We start from the raw sequence: 15881 nt of genomic DNA on the forward strand, positions 1-15881 counted from the left end.
GTCAGCCGGGTGACGCGGTGCGCACGATCGTGAAGACCGCGCCCTCCGGGTCCGCGACCGTCGCCAGCCGTCCGCTGGTGCCCTCGCGCGGCGCGCGGAGCACATGGCCGCCGAGGTCCACCACCCGGGCCGTGCTCTCGTCGGTGTCCTCGACCTCGAAGTACGTCATCCAGTGCGAGCCCTTGTCACGGGGCAGCGCATGCCCCACACCGTGGATCGAGGCCACCGGCCGGGCCTCCAGATGCAGGGTCAGATAGTCGAAGTCGGCGGAGACCACCGGCTCCAGGTCGTAGCCGAACACCGACTGGTAGAACTTGGCGACCGCCGAAGTCTCCCTGGTCACCAGCTCGTTCCAGACCGGCGTGCCATGGGTGCCGAAAAGGGCGGTGCCGGTGTGGGCGGCGGCCTGCCAGACGCCGAAGACCGCGCCCTCCGGGTCGGATGCGATGACGAGGCGTCCCGCGTCGGCCGCGTCGAGCGGCCCGACGCCGATCGTGCCGCCGCACATCCTGATCTGCTCGGCGCTCTCGTCGACGTCCTCCGAAGCCATGTACGTCGTCCAGGCGATCGGCAGATGGCGGTCCGGCGGAAGCTGCCCGATGCCCGCCACCTCCTTGCCGTCGATCAGCGCGCGGACGTACGGACCGAGCTGCTGCGGACCGGGGACGAACTCCCAGCCGAACAGTGACCCGTAGAAATCCTGAGTCGCGTCAAGTCCGTGCACCATGAGGCTCACCCAGCAGGGTGTGCCGGGTCTGCGCCGAGTCGCCTCGGTCGTCATCGTCACTCTCTCCTCGGACCATCGTCGTCGTGGCCGTGCGGGGGACCGGACGGGGCCGCGGTACGGACCCCGTACGAGAAGCCGTACGGGGAAGCCGTACGGGACGGTCGTACACCCCGTGCCGATGCTTGCACCACCGGGCACGCGGCGCGCCACGGCCGCGCCGCCCTCTCCCCGGGATCCCACGGGGAGGATGCCCGTTCTGGCATGCCCCACCCTTCCTCGTCCGCCGCTGTCACGGGCCGGCCGCGTCTGCGCGAAGATGGCGTGATGAACCCCATCCTCACCGCAACCGAACTCGCGAGCGAGTCGGCTGGTCCACGGCCTCCGGTGCTGCTCGACGTCCGCTGGCAGCTGAGCACGGCCAAGGCGGCCGGTGCCCCTCCCTTCGACGGACGGGCCGCGTACGAGGCCGGGCACATCCCCGGCGCCGTGTACGTCGACCTCGACTCCGAGCTGGCGGGCCCGCCCGGGGCGGGTGGCCGGCATCCGCTGCCGGACGCGGCGGCCTTCGGCGCGGCGATGCGCCGCGCGGGCGTGTCGAACGGCGTGCCGGTCGTCGTCTACGACGGCGGCCAGGGCTGGGCCGCGGCGCGGGCGTGGTGGCTGCTGCGGTGGACCGGGCACGCCGACGTACGGGTCCTGGACGGCGGCCTCGAGGCGTGGGACGGCCCCCTGACGACGGAGGACTCCGCTCCGGAGCCCGGTGACTTCACACCGGTGCCGGGTGCCCTCCCGCTGCTCGACGCGGACGGTGCGGCGGCGCTGGCCCGTTCCGGGCTGCTGCTGGACGCACGGGCCGCCGAGCGCTACCGGGGCGACGTCGAGCCGATCGACCGCGTCGGCGGGCACATCCCCGGCGCGGTCTCGGCCCCGACGACCGAGAACGTCATGGCCGGCGCCGCCACCTTCCTGTCGGCGGAGGACCTGGCGGACCGCTTCAAGCGTCTCGGCGCCATGGACGCCCCCGAGGTCGGCGTCTACTGCGGCTCGGGCGTCTCCGGCGCCCACGAGGTCCTCGCCCTCGCCGTTGCCGGCATCCCCGCCGCTCTGTACGCGGGCTCGTGGTCGGAATGGTCCTCCGACCCGGCCCGCCCGGTGGCCACGGGTCCTGACCCGCAATAGCCGGATCGCCGGCCGGGCTCCCGAGGAGCCCGGCCGGCGACCGACGAGGAGGTCGGGGCGGAGCCCCGTACTCCCTACTCCTGCTTCTTCCGCCGCGTACCGAACACGATCTCGTCCCAGCTCGGCACCGCGGCCCGCCGCCCCGGGCGGACGCCGTCCGCCTCGGCCTGCCGGTCCGTGGTGCCGGTGAGGCGGTCGCGGTGGCCGGTGACCGAGCGGGGCATCAGGACGTCCGCGTACGCCGAGCCGGCACCCGCCGATGCCGCAGGGGCGGGCGGCTCCTCGGTCCCGGGCTCCTGGACGGGCTCGCCGGCGGGCGCCTCCGTGGCGGGCCGGTCGGGAACGACCAGGTCCCCGCGGAAGCTCGGCACCGCCTCCAGCAGGCTGGTCAGCGAGTCCCGCTCGCTCTCCTCCGGCTCCGGTGCCGGGGCGGCCGGCAGGGGCGCCGGACGGTCCAGTGCACGATCGAGCGCGCGGTCCAGCGGCCGGTCACGGGGCAGCCGGGCGATGCGCGGCACGAACGGGAAGCTCGGCTCCTGCGAGACGGCGATCGCGTCGTCGGTCTCACCGATCAGCGCCCGCGCCTCGTCGTCGACGGCCTGGACGAGCCGCCGCGGCGGGTCGTACGTCCAGCTCGCCGAGTGCGGCTCGCCCGCGACCCGGTAGACCAGCAGCACTTCCCAGGTGCCGTCGTCACGGCGCCAGGAGTCCCACTGCACGGTGTCCTTCTCGGCGCCGCGCAGCAGCAGGCGCTCCTGCACCGCCTCGCCGAGCTGCGGGCCGGTGTTCTCGCCGGGACGCCGTACGGGTGTCTTGCGCGCACGCTCCGCCATGAACGCGCGCTCCGCGAGCACCGGGCCCTCGAAGCGGCGCACCCGCTCGACGGGAATGCCGGCGAGCTGGGCGACCTCTTCCGCGGAGGCACCCGCGCGTATACGCGCCTGGATGTCGCGGGGGCGGAGATGGCTCTCCACCTCGATCTCGATCTGGCCGAGGCGGGCGCGGTCGTTGCGGACGGCGGCGCGCAGCCGCTCATCAATCGGAAGCGTGTACTCCGTGCTGTCCGCAGCCTTCAGCACCAGTCGTGTGCCGTCGTTGGAGACGGCCACGACACGCAGTTCGGGCATGGGGACCTCCCGGGTGGTGCCTGCCGACGTCACGTGCGTCGCTGCTTCCGCTAGTCGAGTGTGGCCTGCCCGGGTGCAGCCTGCCACAACCTTGCCGAGTTACCCGGCGTGTCGGGCATGGGCCCTGGATCGCCGTTATGGCACGGTTACCTATTTCGCAACGCAGTGTGACGGACTTCGTCACGCTGTGCAGCAGGCGACCATGCGATGCCGCGGCGTCGCCGGTTCGAGTGCCGCATTCGGCCCCCTTCCCTGAGGCCGTGCACCCGTGAGAGAGACCGGACCCAGGGCTCGCCACAGTACTCCATTCGGGCCATCGGGGTGGACCGGCGCGCCGCCGAACTTGTCGTGGGGGAGGGAAGTTGGGTCGCCCTACCCCGAATTCGAGGGTGGCAAGCTTCACAGAATTTCCCGAATCGGAACTATTCGATTCGCCCATATGTCCCTTCTTGTTGCACGGTGGGGTAGATGGGTAAGCAGAGGCTGGAGATGCATCAGAAGCGGGACAACGGCACGGCACAACAGAAGGAACGGCGGCTCGAACTGAACGTTCCGCAGGTCGCGGGCAGTGCGATCGCGGCGGTCGCGGCGGCGGTGCTCGCCTCCCAACTCGGCGTCTACGGAACGATCCTCGGCGCCGGGGTGGTGAGCGTCGTGGCCACGTGCGGCGGCTCCGTCTTCCAGCACCTGTTCAGGCGAACCGGCGAACAGATCCGCGAAGTCACCCATCAGGTGCGCCCCAAGGGCGGTGAGCTGCCGCCCCGTTCGAACGCCTGGCAGGAGCAGGGTTCCGCGCACGGGGAGTTCGGGGAGGCGGCCACCCACGGCACCCGCGTCCGCGGCTGGAAGAGGTCCCTGCTCGCCGCCGCCGTGGTCTTCGCCGTGGCGATGATCGGCATCACCGGATACGAACTCGCCTCCGGTCAGGACCTGAGCGGTGGCCGGGGCACCACCGTCGGCACGGCCGTACGCGGTGGCGGAGGCGGCAACTCCGCTCCGGAGGAGTCCCCTTCGCCCGCCGGCCCCGAGGAGAACGGGGGCGGGGGCGGGGAGAGGCGTACGACCCCGGACGGTGGCTCCGGCGACCCGGACGGCAACGGCAACGGCTCCGGGAGCGGCACCGGAAGCGGCGGCGGCAGCAGCACCGAACAGGGCGCGGGTACGGACGGTGGTGCCGACCCGGGCGGCAGCAGTGGCGGTTCCGGTTCCGCCCCGGGCACGGAGGGCGGCCGGGGCGACGGGGGCGAGGACGAACCCACCCCGACCCCCACCCCCTCCGCGTCCACCGACGGCGGGACTCCCTCGGAGCCCCCGGCCCCGAAGCCCACGCCCTCCCCGCCCACAGGAGCGGACACGCCTTAGGCGCCCAGCACCCGCCGCAGATAGTCGTTGCCGAACACGCGCTCCGGGTCCAACCGGTCACGCAGCGCCGTGAATTCGCCGAATCGCGGATAGACGCTCTCGAAGTACTCCGCGTCCCGCGTGTGGATCTTGCCCCAGTGGGGACGGCCGCCGTGCTGGGTCATGATGCGCTCCACCGCGGTGAAGTACGAGCGGTACGGGGTGCCCTTGTACATGTGCACGGCGATGTACGCGCTCTCGCGGCCCGAGGCCGTGGAGAGCGCGATGTCGTCGGCCGGCGCCGTTCGCACCTCCACCGGGAAGCTGATCCGCAGCGGGGAGCGGTCGATCATCGCCTTCACCTCGCGCAGTGCCCCGACCGCCGCCTCCCGTGGAAGCGCGTACTCCATCTCGACGAAGCGCACCCGGCGGGGACTTGTGAAGACCTTGTAGGGAATGTCCGTGTACGTGCGGGCGGACAGGGCACGGCTGGACAGCTTCGCGATCGCGGGGATCGTCGCCGGTACCGCGCGGCCGACCGAATTGACCACCTGGAACAGCCCGTTGGAGAGCAGCTCGTCCTCGATCCAGCCACTGACCGCTCCGGGCGGGGCGGCGGGTCCCGCGCTGCGGTTGTTGCGCTTGGTGTTGCAGTTGCCGGTGTGCGGGAACCAGTAGAACTCGAAGTGCTCGTTCTCCGCGTGCAGCTCGTCGAACTCCGCCGTGACCCGGTCGAAGGTCATCGGCTCCTCGCGGGCCGCCAGCAGGAACAGCGGCTCCACGGCGAAGGTGATCGCGCTGACCACCCCCAGCGCACCGAGGCCGATCCGGGCCGCGGCGAAGACCTCCGGATTCTCCTTCTCGGAGCAGGTCAGCACCGAACCGTCGGCCGTGATCAGCTCGAGGCCCCTGATCTGCGCCGCGATCGAGGCCGAGTCGCGGCCCGTGCCGTGCGTCCCCGTGCTCGTCGCGCCCGCGACGGTCTGCTCCATGATGTCGCCCATGTTCGTGAGCGACAGGTCCTCACGGGCGAGCGCGGTGTTCAGCCGCTTCAGCGGCGTACCGGCCTCGACGGTCACCGTCATCGCCGTACGGTCGATCTCCCGTATGCCGGTGAGCAGATCGGGCCTGACCAGTACGCCGTCGGTCGCGGCGATCGCGGTGAACGAGTGGCCCGTACCGACCGTCTTCACCCGCAGACCGTCCTCGGCGGCCCGGCGCACGGCCTCGGCCAGTTCGGCCGCCGAGGCGGGGGTGACCTCCCGCACCGGGTGCGACGTCACCGTACCCGCCCAGTTACGCCACGCGTTCTCCGTCGTGGTCCTGGATGTGCTCGTCATCCCGCCCCTCCCGCGTCGGCACCGGCTCGCGCAGCCGGCGATACCCCAGGACCGCGACCACGACCGCGAGCGCTCCCGCCACCGCGGGCACCGCGTACGCGGCACCGGCCCCGTACTCGTCCACCATCCATCCTGAGGCCGACAGGCCGAGCGAGACGCCGACCGCGAGTCCGGTACCGGTCCAGGTCATGCCCTCGGTCAGTCTGGTGCGTGGTACGTGTGCCTCGACGAGGGCCATCGTCGTCACCATCGTCGGCGCGATGGCCAGGCCCGCGACAAAGAGCGCCACGGCCAGGACCACGAGATTCCCGGCCAGTTGGAGGGGGATCATACTCACGGCCATCGCGCAGACACCCACTACCCACCTGCGGGCCGGCTCACCCTTGAGGTGGAGCAGCCCGAAGACCGCTCCGGCCAGGCAGGAGCCCAGCGCGTACACCGCGAGCACCAGGCTCGCCGCCGCCTTGCTGCCCTGCTCCTCGGCGAAGGCCACCGTCACCACGTCCACCGAGCCGAAGATCGCGCCGGTCGCGACGAAGGTGCCCACGAGGACCTGCAGACCGGGGGAGCGGAGCGCGGAACCGCCGCTGTCCTGTGCGCGCGGATGCGGCACGGGTTCGGTGGCGCGCTGGGCCGTCAGCCACAGGACGCCGATCACGAGGAACGCGGTGGCCAGCAGCGGCCCCGCCTCCGGGAACCACACCGTGGACAGCCCGATGGAGATGATCGGGCCGACGATGAAGCACACCTCGTCGGCGATCGACTCGAAGGCGTACGCCGTGTGCAGTTCGCGCCGCGAGCCCTGGTAGATCTCCGCCCAGCGGGCCCGGGTCATCGCGCCGACGGCGGGGATACAGCCGGCGCAGGCGGTGAACACGAAGAGCAGCCAGCTGGGTGCGCCCTGCTGGGCGCACACGAGCAGTCCCGTGACCGCTGCCACCGAGACCAGCAGGGCGGGGCGGAGCACCCGGCGCTGCCCGTGCCGGTCGACCAGCCGGGACACCTGGGGGCCGAGGACGGCCGCCGAGAGCGCGAGCGTCGCGGAGAGCCAGCCGGCGAGGCTGTAGCGCCCGGTCAGCTGGGACACCATGGCCACGATGCCGACGCCCATCATGGACAGCGGCATGCGGCCGAAGAAGCCGGCGGCGGAGAACGCCACGGTGCCGGGGGCCGCGAATATCGCGCGGTAGGGACTGGGCAAGAGGGCGCTCCGTAAGGAATGTGATCGGCCGGAACAGCTTACGGGTTAGGTAAGCCTTACTCCAACGCGGTTGCCCGGTTGTCGGACGCTGGTGGGAGGATCGCACCATGGCCGAACAGCACGACCCCGCTCCCCGCGACCCCGCTCCCTATGACGCCCTGCTGCTCCTCTCGTTCGGCGGGCCCGAGGGCCCGGACGACGTGGTCCCCTTCCTGGAGAACGTGACGCGCGGCCGGGGCATCCCCAAGGAGCGCCTCAAGGAAGTCGGTCAGCACTACTTCCGGTTCGGCGGGATCAGCCCGATCAACGACCAGAACCGGGCGTTGCTCGACGCGCTCCGCAAGGACTTCGCGGGCGCCGGCCTCGACCTGCCGGTCTACTGGGGCAACCGGAACTGGGCGCCCTATCTGACCGACACCCTGCGGGAGATGGTCATGGACGGGCGGCGGCGGGTGGCGGTGCTCGCGACCAGTGCCTACGCCTCGTACTCGGGCTGCCGGCAGTACCGCGAGAACCTCGCGGACGCGCTCTCCGCGCTGGAGGCCGAGCGACTGCCGCTGCCGAGGGTCGACAAGCTGCGGCACTACTTCAACCACCCGGGCTTCGTCGGCCCCATGGTCGACGGTGTGCTCGCCTCGCTCGCCGACCTGCCGGAGGACGTGCGGGCGGGGGCGCGGCTGGCCTTCACCACCCACTCCATCCCGGACGCGGCGGCGGACGCCTCGGGGCCGGTCGCCGAGCACGGCGGCGGCGGAGCGTATGTGAAGCAGCACCTCGACGTGGCACAGGTGATCGTCGACGCCGTACGGGAGGAGACGGGCGTCTCGTACCCGTGGCGGCTCGTCTACCAGTCGCGCAGCGGCGCACCGCACATCCCGTGGCTGGAGCCCGACATCTGCGACCACCTGGAGGAGCTGCACGGCGACGGGGTGCCCGCGGTCGTGATGGTGCCGATCGGCTTCGTCTCGGACCATATGGAGGTCCTCTACGACCTGGACACCGAGGCCACCGCCAAAGCCGCGGAGCTGGGGCTTGAGGTGCGGCGCTCGGCGACCGTCGGCGCGGACCCGCGGTTCGCGGCCGCCGTCCGTGATCTGCTGCTGGAGCGTGCGGCGACCGAGCGGGGGAAGGTGGTGGAGCGGTGTGCGCTCGGGGCACTCGGGCCCTCTCACGACCTCTGTCCGATCGGATGCTGCCCGGCACGGTCCGAGCGTCCGGCGGCGGCCGGCGCGGACAGTCCCTACGCGTAGCTCCGCAGGTACAGATCCCTACGCGCCGATCCGAACACGGGAGCCCCGGTGACCGACCCCCTGCTCGACGAACTCCTGTCCCTGGCCCTCGAAGCCGCACACAGGGCAGGTGCGCTGCTGCGTGACGGCAGGCCCGACGATCTCGCCGTCGCCTCGACCAAGTCCAGTCCGATCGACGTGGTCACCGAGATGGACATCGCCGCGGAGAAGCTGATCACCGGCTTTCTGTCCGACGCCCGGCCGGACGACGGCTTCCTCGGCGAGGAGGGCGCGTCGGCGGAGGGCACGAGCGGCGTCCGCTGGGTCATCGACCCCCTCGACGGCACGGTGAACTACCTCTACGGCCTGCCGACATGGGCCGTGTCCATCGCGGCCGAGCGGGACGGCGAGAGGGTCGTCGGCGTCGTCGAGGTGCCCATGCGGGGCGAGACGTACCGGGCCGTGCTCGGGCGCGGGGCCCACTGCGGCGACCGGCGGCTGCGGGTCCGGCCCGCGCCGCCGCTGGACCAGGCGCTGGTGTCGACGGGCTTCAACTACGTCCAGTCGGTACGCAGCCACCAGGCCGACGTCGCCCAGCGGCTCATCCCGCGCCTGCGTGACATCCGGCGCGGCGGCTCCGCCGCAGTCGACCTGTGCGATGTGGCCGCCGGCCGGCTGGACGGCTACTACGAGCGCGGCCTCCATCCCTGGGACCTCGCCGCCGGCGACCTCATCGCCCGCGAGGCCGGAGCCCTCACCGGCTCCCGCCCCGGCGAGCCCGCCTCGGGTGACCTGACCGTCGCCGCCTCACCGGGTGTCTTCGCCCCTCTCCAGCGCCTCCTCGACGACCTGGGCGCCTGGCACGACTGATGCCCGCGGGGGCCCCGGGCGGGCTCGGCCCGCGCTGTCGTCGGCGGGAGGAACGGCCCGGGCATGCGGAAGGGCCCGGCGCCGTCCCATGGCGCCGGGCCCTTCCCGGGGTGGTCAGGCGCTGACGGCGCCGACCTCCACGCCGTGCTCCGCGGCGAGGCGATGCAGGTCGTCCAGCTCTTCCTGCTCGACGTCCACCAGGAAGTCGTCGCCCGTCTCGCGGGCCCGCGTGAGGTCGGTCTCCGTGGCCTTGATGCGCTGCAGTAGTCCTGCGGTGAATGCGTCCATGGTTGCGCCCCCTCGTCAGTGGGTCGGTGGCGGGTCGATCACGCCGACCTCTGGGGGACAGAGAGCGGGGTGTGGCAAGCCACATACATGGCGTGATCGCGGGTGTGCAGTCGTCCTCCCCAGGCCCCTCCTCAGAGAAACCTCAACTCGGCCGTGAATCCCGTGAATTCCTGATGCGCCCGGGGACCGCTCTCCGTCTTACGGCCGGTTTACGCGCGTAAGGGGCAGGATGGAGGCACACAGTCAGTGCCACAGAAATCGCCACTGACCTTTTCACCTGCCCTGATCACGGAGTCGGGGCAGCCCCAGAGGAAGGACCAGCCACGTGCGCGTACTCGTCGTCGAGGACGAGCAGCTGCTCGCCGATGCGGTGGCCACCGGACTGCGCCGGGAGGCCATGGCGGTCGACGTCGTGTACGACGGCGCCGCGGCTCTCGAACGGATCGGGGTCAACGACTACGACGTGGTCGTCCTCGACCGCGATCTCCCCTTCGTCCACGGCGACGACGTCTGCCGCAAGATCGTCGAACTGGGCATGCCCACCCGCGTCCTGATGCTGACCGCGTCCGGCGACGTCAGCGACCGCGTCGAGGGCCTGGAGCTGGGCGCGGACGACTACCTCCCCAAGCCGTTCGCGTTCACCGAGCTCACCGCCCGCGTCCGGGCCCTGGGCCGGCGTACGACCGTGCCGCTGCCCCCGGTCCTGGAGCGCGCCGGCATCAAGCTCGACCCGAACCGTCGCGAGGTGTTCCGCGACGGCAAGGAGATCCAGCTGGCCCCGAAGGAGTTCGCCGTGCTGGAGGTCCTCATGCGCAGCGAGGGCGCGGTCGTCTCGGCCGAGCAGCTCCTGGAGAAGGCCTGGGACGAGAACACGGACCCGTTCACCAACGTCGTGCGGGTCACCGTCATGACCCTGCGCCGCAAGCTCGGCGAGCCCCCGGTGATCGTCACCGTCCCGGGCTCCGGCTACCGGATCTGACCCCGTGGCAACGGCACCCGCGCCCCCCACGGCGCCCCCGAAACCCACCTGGGACCCGCGCGAGCCCGTCGGGCCCCTGCTGCGCCCGACGATCCGCATAAGGCTCACCCTGCTGTACGGCGGGATGTTCCTGATCGCCGGCATCCTGCTGCTGTCGATCATCTATCTGCTGGCGGCCCAAGCGCTGCACGACGGGATCCAGCAGTCCATCCAGGTCCGCACCGCGCCCGGCGCGGACGTCGCGATCACCAGTCCCACCTGTCCGCGACTGAACGGCCTGGTCGACAACGAGGAGCGGAACGAGGCGCTGAAGCTGTGCTTCGCCGAGCAGCGCCAGCACGCTCTCGACGAGCTCCTCACGCGTTCCCTCTTCGCGCTCCTCGGCCTCAGCGTCATCGCGTTCGCCTTCGGCTACGCCATGGCGGGCCGCGTCCTCTCCCCGCTCGGCAAGATCACCCGCACCGCGCGTCGCGTGGTCGGCTCCGACCTCACGCGGCGGATCGAGCTGGACGGGCCGGACGACGAGCTGAAAGAGCTGGCGGACACGTTCGACGAGATGCTGGACCGCCTGGAGCGGGCCTTCTCCGCCCAGCAGCGGTTCGTCGCCAACGCCTCGCACGAGCTGCGCACGCCCCTGGCGATCAACCGCACGCTGCTGGAGGTGCAGCTCTCCGATCCGGACGCCCCTCCCGAACTCCAGCAACTCGGCAAGACCCTCCTCGCCACCAACGAGCGCAGCGAGCAGCTGGTGGAGGGCCTGCTGCTGCTCGCCCGCAGCGAGAACCAGATCGTCGAACGCAAACCGGTCGATCTCGCCGAGGTCGCGGGCCGCGCCGTCGACCAGACCAGGACGGAGGCCGACGCGAAGGGCGTGGAGATCCGCGGAGAGCGCGCGCTCGCCGTCGTCCAGGGCAACGGTGTGCTCCTGGAGCGGATCGCCCTGAACCTCGTGCAGAACGCCGTGCGGTACAACATCGCGGAGGGCGGCTGGGTGGACGTCACCACGGGAATCCAGCACGGCCAGGCGGTGCTGGTGGTGGCGAACACCGGCCCCGTGGTGCCGGCGTACGAGATCGACAATCTCTTCGAGCCCTTCCGGCGGCTTCGACAGGAGCGCACCGGAAGCGACAAGGGCGTGGGCCTCGGCCTGTCGATCGCGCGATCCGTCGCGCGTGCCCACGGTGGCCGTATCATCGCGGAGCCGCGCGAGGGCGGCGGCCTCGTCATGCGTGTCACCCTGCCGGTCTGAGACGTGTTTCCGAGACCGTCTCCGGAATCGCCCCCTGTTCGCTTTACGCGGAATTTTCGGGACCCGTACCCGAAGGTTCGATGTGTGATCGATCACAGGGACGATTTTCCAGCCATGTACTCTCCGTCATCAAAGATCCTTGAGAACGCCGGGAACGTCCGGGTTTCCGGGGGTCCGAATGACGGGAAGTACACGGGGTGGCGCCCGTGAAGTGCGACATTAGGACCGTGTACGGTCCTGATCGCCATCCAAGCTGATCACTCTTGAGGGGTCGGATTGGGTGTCGATTGAGTAACAGACCTTGATGTGAGGCAAAATCTCCGCCTCAGGTCGGGCACAAGTCCGGCCTCTCACGCGTTACGTGCGCTGAGACACCGCAAACACCCAGAGGGGGAGAGCGACATGGCTACGGATTACGACACCCCACGCAAGACCGACGACGACATCGATTCCGACAGCCTCGAAGAGCTGAAGGCCAGGCGGAACGACAAGACGACCTCCACGGTCGACGTCGACGAGTTCGAGGCCGCAGAAGGCCTCGAGCTGCCGGGAGCCGACCTCTCGAACGAGGAGCTCGCGGTCCGGGTACTTCCCAAGCAGGCCGACGAGTTCACCTGCATGAGCTGCTTCCTGGTGCACCACCGCAGCCAGCTGGCCCGCGAGAAGAACGGTCAGCCGATCTGCCGCGACTGCGACTGAGGTCCGGTCGGCATGGCAGGCGACGGACCGGCGGACCGGCCGGCGAAGTGGCGATTCCGGCGGAAGGGCTCCCCGGAGGCACATCCGGGCGGTCCTGGCCCGTGGGACGGCGCTGAGCCGTCTGACGGGCAGGACGGCGATGTCGACCTGCCCTCTCCCGGTGTGCGTGACGACGAGCGAGGCCGATCGGCCTCGCTCGAGGCCGCGCCCCAGGCAGAGCCCTCGACCAGGGCTCGGCGCCTGGACGCGGTCAGGCACGGAGTGCGCAGGAGCGGCGAGGTCGCCAGGACCGGCGTTCGCAAGAGCGGCGAGGCCGCCAAGGCCACGCTCGGTTTCATCGCCGACCGGCTCATCGAGTCCGCGCCGCGCATCCCGGTCCGCGATCTCGCCACCCTGCGGGCACAGTTCCCGGGCCTCGGCCCGGAGCAGCTCGCCGACAAGCTGATCGCGGGCGCGGCCAACGGGACCTCGACCGTGGGCGCCGGCATCGGCGCCGCGGCCATGATGCCGGTGCCGCCCGCACTGCCGGCCGAGCTGGCCACGGAGATCATCGGCGTCGCGGCGATCGAGCTGAAGCTCATCGCCGAGCTGCACGAGGTCTACGGCCTGCGTGCGCCCGGCAATCTCAAGGAGCGCTCCGTCGCGTATCTGAACAGCTGGTCGGAGGAGCGCGGCGTCGACGTGACCAAACCGTCGACGATCAACGCCGCCCTCGGCGGCCATATGAAGCGCGAACTGCGCCAGCAGATCATGAAGCGCATGGTCCGGAATCTGCCGAACCTGATGCCCTTCATGATCGGTGCCGCGGTCGGTGCCGTGATGAACCGGCGCGACACCAGGAAGCTCGCGGAGCGGATCAGGAAGGATCTGCGCAAGCGCCAGGTCTCCTGGGACGCCCTGCCCCCGCAGCCCCGGCTGGAACAGCCGGAGGAGCTGCCGCACGGCATCCCGCCCGAGCTGCGCAGGGAACTCGGCAACTGACGCGCCTCGGTGACGGCCGGACCCGCCGGCTTCGGCGCGTCGCCCCGACCACCCGCCTCCGGCGTCTGCCCGACCACCCGCTCGGGCATCGTCCCGAGCACCTGCCTCTGGCGCCGCCCCGACCACCCGCCTCGGCGCCGTTTCCTCAGTCGGTCCGTACAGCGTCCAGAGCGGCCACCAGGCCCCGCGGATCCCGGGTCGAGACGTACACGTAGGGAGTCGGGTCCTGCGGGTCCGTGACGGGCACCCGCACCGCCGTCGGCACATAGCTGCGCAGCAGCATGAAGGCACGCGGATCCGCCTTGTACGAACGCCAGGCACGAGCCTCCTCCGCGTCCAGCACCTCGGCCTCGCCGAGCGCCGACACGGGAATCCGGGCGTCGCCCGCGACCAGCGAGTCCGCCACCACCCGGATCCGGGCGGAGCCGTACGAACTCACCGCCGCCGCAGCCAGCGCGCCCGCCGCGATCAGCCCGCCCAGCATCGGCACCGGACCCAGCGGAAGCAGCACGAGCCCGCCCGAGAGCGCCACCATGACGGTGATCAGCCACCAGGAGCGGGGGGCGGTCAGGCGCTCGTCGTAACGGGGTGCGACAGGGGAGCCGGCGGGTGTGGCGGAGGGCTGCATGAAACCAAGCTTGGCACGGCGCGACCTGCGGGTAGCCGCGCGGGTAAGGTCTGCGCCTGTGAGCACTGCACTGACCCCTCCGGCCGACGCCATAGCGCCGGTACGGCACCCCGACGCGCCCGCTCCCGGTGAGCTTCTCGGCGCGCACTACGAGTACTGCTTCGGCTGCGGCGGCGGGCAGCCCCACGGGCTGCACCTGGAGGCGCGGGCCGGCGAGGGTGTCAGTCTCACCGCCGAGTTCACCGTGGCCCCCGCCCATCAGGGCGCGCCCGGTCTCGCCCACGGCGGCGTCCTGACCACCGCGCTCGACGAGACGCTCGGCTCGCTGAACTGGCTGCTGCGGGTGATCGCGGTGACCGGACGGCTGGAGACCGACTTCGTGCGTCCCGTACCCGTGGACACGGTGCTGTTCCTGGAGGCCGAGGTCACCGCGGTCAGCGGCCGCAAGATCTACTCCCGGGCCACCGGCCGGATCGGCGGCCCCGACGGGCCCGTGGCCGTCCGCGCCGAGGCCCTCTTCATCGAAGTCAAGGTCGACCACTTCATCGACAACGGCCGCCCGGAGGAGATCCAGGCGGCGATGGCCGACCCCGACCAGGTCAGGCGCACCCGCGCCTTCGAGGTGAACCCCTGATGCGCGATCCCGTCGACGTACTGATCCGGCGCGTGGACCCGGAGGTACCGATTCCGCAATACGGACACCCGGGCGATGCCGGTGTCGATCTGGTGACCACCCAGGCCGCCGAGCTCGCACCCGGCGAACGCGCGGTTCTGCCCACGGGAGTGTCTGTCGCGCTCCCGGACGGGTACGCGGCCTTCGTGCATCCGCGTTCGGGGCTGGCGGCCCGGTGCGGCCTGGCCCTCGTGAATGCCCCAGGGACGGTGGATGCCGGGTACCGTGGGGAGATCAAGGTGATCGTGGTCAATCTGGACCCGCGTGAGAGCGTGCGGTTCGAGCGGTTCGACCGGATCGCCCAACTGGTCGTCCAGCAGGTCGAGAAGGTGCGCTTCCACGAGGTGGCGGAGCTTCCCGGCTCGGCGCGGGCCGAGGGGGGCTTCGGGTCCACCGGCGGTCACGCCGCCGTTGACGGCTCGGGCGGCTCACAGGGTGGGAATCGATACGCTTCGGTCGTATCCGACCGGGAAGGACAGTGACGTGTTCGGACGTCGCAAGAAGAGCGGTGCCGCCGAGGATGTGGCGGGCGAGGCCGAGCAGGTCGTCGACGAGCTCGACACGGACGAGGCGGCGGAGCAGGACGCGCCGCGCCGGGTGAACCTTCCGCCCGAGCCCCGGCCCGACGGGCCCTGGGACGTCTCCGAGGTCTCCAAGCCCGAAGAGGGCCGTGTGGACCTGGGTGGTCTCTTCGTGCCCGGTGTCGAGGGCATGGAGCTGCGCGTGGAGGTCGCGGGCGACGCGATCGTGGCGGCGACGGTCGTGCTGCGGGACAGCGCGGTCCAGCTGCAAGGGTTCGCCGCGCCCAAGAAGGAGGGCATCTGGGGCGAGGTCCGCGAGGAGATCGCCTCCGGCATCACCCAGCAGGGCGGCATCATCGACGAGGTCGAGGGTCCCCTCGGCTGGGAGCTGCGGGCCCAGGTCCCCGTCCAGCTGCCCGACGGCACCGGTGGCGTACAGCTGGTGCGCTTCGTCGGCGTCGACGGGCCGCGCTGGTTCCTGCGCGGAGTGATCTCCGGGCAGGGTGCGGTGCAGCCGCAGGCCGCCGGCCTGCTGGAGCAGATCTTCCGGGACACGGTCGTGGTCCGCGGCGAGGGCCCGATGGCGCCCCGCGACCCGATCGTCCTGAAGCTGCCGAATGATGCGCAGATGGTGCCCGAGGGCGTCCAGCAGGAGGACCAGGAGACGTCCCGTTTCTCCGGCGGCATGGGACAACTGCAGCGCGGCCCGGAGATCACCGAGGTGCGCTGAGTCGGATGCCCGCCCGAAGGGCGGGCCGGTCTGTCGCGGTGGGCCGCACCCCGGAATCCGGGGTGCGGCCCACCGTCGTTCCACCGAATCCGCGCTCCCACCAGGCGCGTCAGAATCGC

General features: G+C 71.4%; 17 protein-coding genes. 11 read left to right on the forward strand and 6 right to left on the reverse strand.

The window, feature by feature from the left end; genetic code table 11:
- Position 1 precedes the first annotated feature (1 nt).
- Positions 2-781 carry a VOC family protein gene (locus OG766_RS26820; protein ID WP_328726354.1) on the reverse strand — a complete coding sequence of 260 codons (780 nt, stop codon included), beginning with the start codon at positions 779-781 and terminating at the stop codon, positions 2-4.
- A 270-nt stretch (positions 782-1051) separates the two neighbouring features.
- On the opposite strand from OG766_RS26820, the gene OG766_RS26825 reads away from it, so the two are divergent.
- A complete protein-coding gene (locus OG766_RS26825) occupies positions 1052-1906 on the forward strand; it encodes a sulfurtransferase (RefSeq protein WP_328726355.1) in 855 nt (284 codons plus the stop codon).
- A gap of 74 nt (positions 1907-1980) precedes the next feature.
- Here the strand turns inward: OG766_RS26825 and sepH are convergent, their stop codons facing one another.
- Positions 1981-3066, reverse strand: coding sequence for a septation protein SepH (gene sepH / locus OG766_RS26830; protein WP_266388274.1), 1086 nt, complete (start codon positions 3064-3066; stop codon positions 1981-1983).
- A gap of 435 nt (positions 3067-3501) precedes the next feature.
- On the opposite strand from sepH, the gene OG766_RS26835 reads away from it, so the two are divergent.
- The gene (locus OG766_RS26835; RefSeq protein WP_328726356.1) at positions 3502-4395 is read left to right on the forward strand and encodes a hypothetical protein; all 894 of its coding nucleotides are present in this window, start codon (positions 3502-3504) and stop codon (positions 4393-4395) included.
- Here OG766_RS26835 and OG766_RS26840 read toward each other — a convergent pair.
- Positions 4392-5714 (reverse strand): D-arabinono-1,4-lactone oxidase, encoded by a 1323-nt coding sequence (locus OG766_RS26840; protein WP_328726357.1) that lies wholly within the window; start codon positions 5712-5714, stop codon positions 4392-4394. The two genes, OG766_RS26835 and OG766_RS26840, sit on opposite strands and share 4 nt — an antisense overlap.
- Positions 5671-6915: an MFS transporter gene (locus OG766_RS26845; RefSeq protein ID WP_266388266.1), complete on the reverse strand. Its 1245-nt coding sequence runs from the start codon at positions 6913-6915 to the stop codon at positions 5671-5673. The genes OG766_RS26840 and OG766_RS26845 overlap by 44 nt, the downstream gene beginning before the upstream one ends.
- Positions 6916-7022: 107 nt before the next feature.
- On the opposite strand from OG766_RS26845, the gene OG766_RS26850 reads away from it, so the two are divergent.
- Positions 7023-8165, forward strand: a complete 1143-nt coding sequence (locus tag OG766_RS26850; protein ID WP_266388263.1) for a ferrochelatase — start codon at positions 7023-7025, stop codon at positions 8163-8165.
- 48 nt (positions 8166-8213) lie between these two features.
- Positions 8214-9014 carry an inositol monophosphatase family protein gene (locus OG766_RS26855; RefSeq protein ID WP_266388260.1) on the forward strand — a complete coding sequence of 267 codons (801 nt, stop codon included), beginning with the start codon at positions 8214-8216 and terminating at the stop codon, positions 9012-9014.
- A 114-nt stretch (positions 9015-9128) separates the two neighbouring features.
- Here OG766_RS26855 and OG766_RS26860 read toward each other — a convergent pair whose 3' ends face one another.
- Positions 9129-9302, reverse strand: a complete 174-nt coding sequence (locus OG766_RS26860; RefSeq protein WP_266388259.1) for a hypothetical protein — start codon at positions 9300-9302, stop codon at positions 9129-9131.
- 325 nt (positions 9303-9627) lie between these two features.
- On the opposite strand from OG766_RS26860, the gene OG766_RS26865 reads away from it, so the two are divergent.
- From OG766_RS26865 to OG766_RS26880, 4 genes are all read left to right on the forward strand, one after another.
- On the forward strand, positions 9628-10281 hold the full coding sequence (locus OG766_RS26865; protein ID WP_266388256.1) for a response regulator transcription factor: 654 nt from the start codon (positions 9628-9630) through the stop codon (positions 10279-10281).
- Between the two features lie 4 nt (positions 10282-10285).
- The gene (locus OG766_RS26870; RefSeq protein WP_266388254.1) at positions 10286-11530 is read left to right on the forward strand and encodes a sensor histidine kinase; all 1245 of its coding nucleotides are present in this window, start codon (positions 10286-10288) and stop codon (positions 11528-11530) included.
- Between the two features lie 402 nt (positions 11531-11932).
- Positions 11933-12229: a DUF4193 domain-containing protein gene (locus OG766_RS26875; RefSeq protein ID WP_017946571.1), complete on the forward strand. Its 297-nt coding sequence runs from the start codon at positions 11933-11935 to the stop codon at positions 12227-12229.
- Between the two features lie 12 nt (positions 12230-12241).
- Entirely contained in the window at positions 12242-13210 is a 969-nt protein-coding gene (locus tag OG766_RS26880; RefSeq protein ID WP_328726358.1) for a hypothetical protein, read from the forward strand.
- Between the two features lie 145 nt (positions 13211-13355).
- Here the strand turns inward: OG766_RS26880 and OG766_RS26885 are convergent, their stop codons facing one another.
- On the reverse strand, positions 13356-13838 hold the full coding sequence (locus tag OG766_RS26885) for a DUF3093 domain-containing protein (RefSeq protein WP_328726359.1): 483 nt from the start codon (positions 13836-13838) through the stop codon (positions 13356-13358).
- A gap of 91 nt (positions 13839-13929) precedes the next feature.
- Here OG766_RS26885 and OG766_RS26890 point away from each other — a divergent pair, with 91 nt between their 5' ends.
- The 3 genes from OG766_RS26890 to OG766_RS26900 are packed head-to-tail and all read left to right on the forward strand — an operon-like array spanning position 13930 to position 15762.
- Complete coding sequence (locus OG766_RS26890) at positions 13930-14472, forward strand: PaaI family thioesterase (RefSeq protein ID WP_328727532.1); 543 nt, start codon at positions 13930-13932, stop codon at positions 14470-14472.
- A complete protein-coding gene (gene dut / locus OG766_RS26895) occupies positions 14472-14993 on the forward strand; it encodes a dUTP diphosphatase (RefSeq protein ID WP_266388242.1) in 522 nt (173 codons plus the stop codon). Before OG766_RS26890 ends, dut begins: the two co-directional genes overlap by 1 nt.
- Position 14994: 1 nt before the next feature.
- Positions 14995-15762 (forward strand): DUF3710 domain-containing protein, encoded by a 768-nt coding sequence (locus OG766_RS26900; RefSeq protein ID WP_266388239.1) that lies wholly within the window; start codon positions 14995-14997, stop codon positions 15760-15762.
- Positions 15763-15881: the final 119 nt, after the last annotated feature.

This window comes from Streptomyces sp. NBC_00259 (assembly GCF_036181745.1).
GTDB classification, from domain to species: domain Bacteria; phylum Actinomycetota; class Actinomycetes; order Streptomycetales; family Streptomycetaceae; genus Streptomyces; species Streptomyces pratisoli.

Excerpts from the sequence above, each read along its gene's own strand:
- OG766_RS26820 (WP_328726354.1), bottom strand. The coding sequence starts at position 781 with ATGACGACCGAGGCGACTCGGCGCAGACCCGGCACACCCTGCTGGGTG.
- OG766_RS26825 (WP_328726355.1), top strand. The coding sequence starts at position 1,052 with ATGAACCCCATCCTCACCGCAACCGAACTCGCGAGCGAGTCGGCTGGT.
- OG766_RS26880 (WP_328726358.1), top strand. The coding sequence starts at position 12,242 with ATGGCAGGCGACGGACCGGCGGACCGGCCGGCGAAGTGGCGATTCCGG.
- OG766_RS26850 (WP_266388263.1), top strand. The coding sequence starts at position 7,023 with ATGGCCGAACAGCACGACCCCGCTCCCCGCGACCCCGCTCCCTATGAC.
- dut (WP_266388242.1), top strand. The coding sequence starts at position 14,472 with ATGCGCGATCCCGTCGACGTACTGATCCGGCGCGTGGACCCGGAGGTA.
- OG766_RS26885 (WP_328726359.1), bottom strand. The coding sequence starts at position 13,838 with ATGCAGCCCTCCGCCACACCCGCCGGCTCCCCTGTCGCACCCCGTTAC.
- OG766_RS26840 (WP_328726357.1), bottom strand. The coding sequence starts at position 5,714 with ATGACGAGCACATCCAGGACCACGACGGAGAACGCGTGGCGTAACTGG.
- OG766_RS26860 (WP_266388259.1), bottom strand. The coding sequence starts at position 9,302 with ATGGACGCATTCACCGCAGGACTACTGCAGCGCATCAAGGCCACGGAG.
- OG766_RS26875 (WP_017946571.1), top strand. The coding sequence starts at position 11,933 with ATGGCTACGGATTACGACACCCCACGCAAGACCGACGACGACATCGAT.
- OG766_RS26835 (WP_328726356.1), top strand. The coding sequence starts at position 3,502 with ATGGGTAAGCAGAGGCTGGAGATGCATCAGAAGCGGGACAACGGCACG.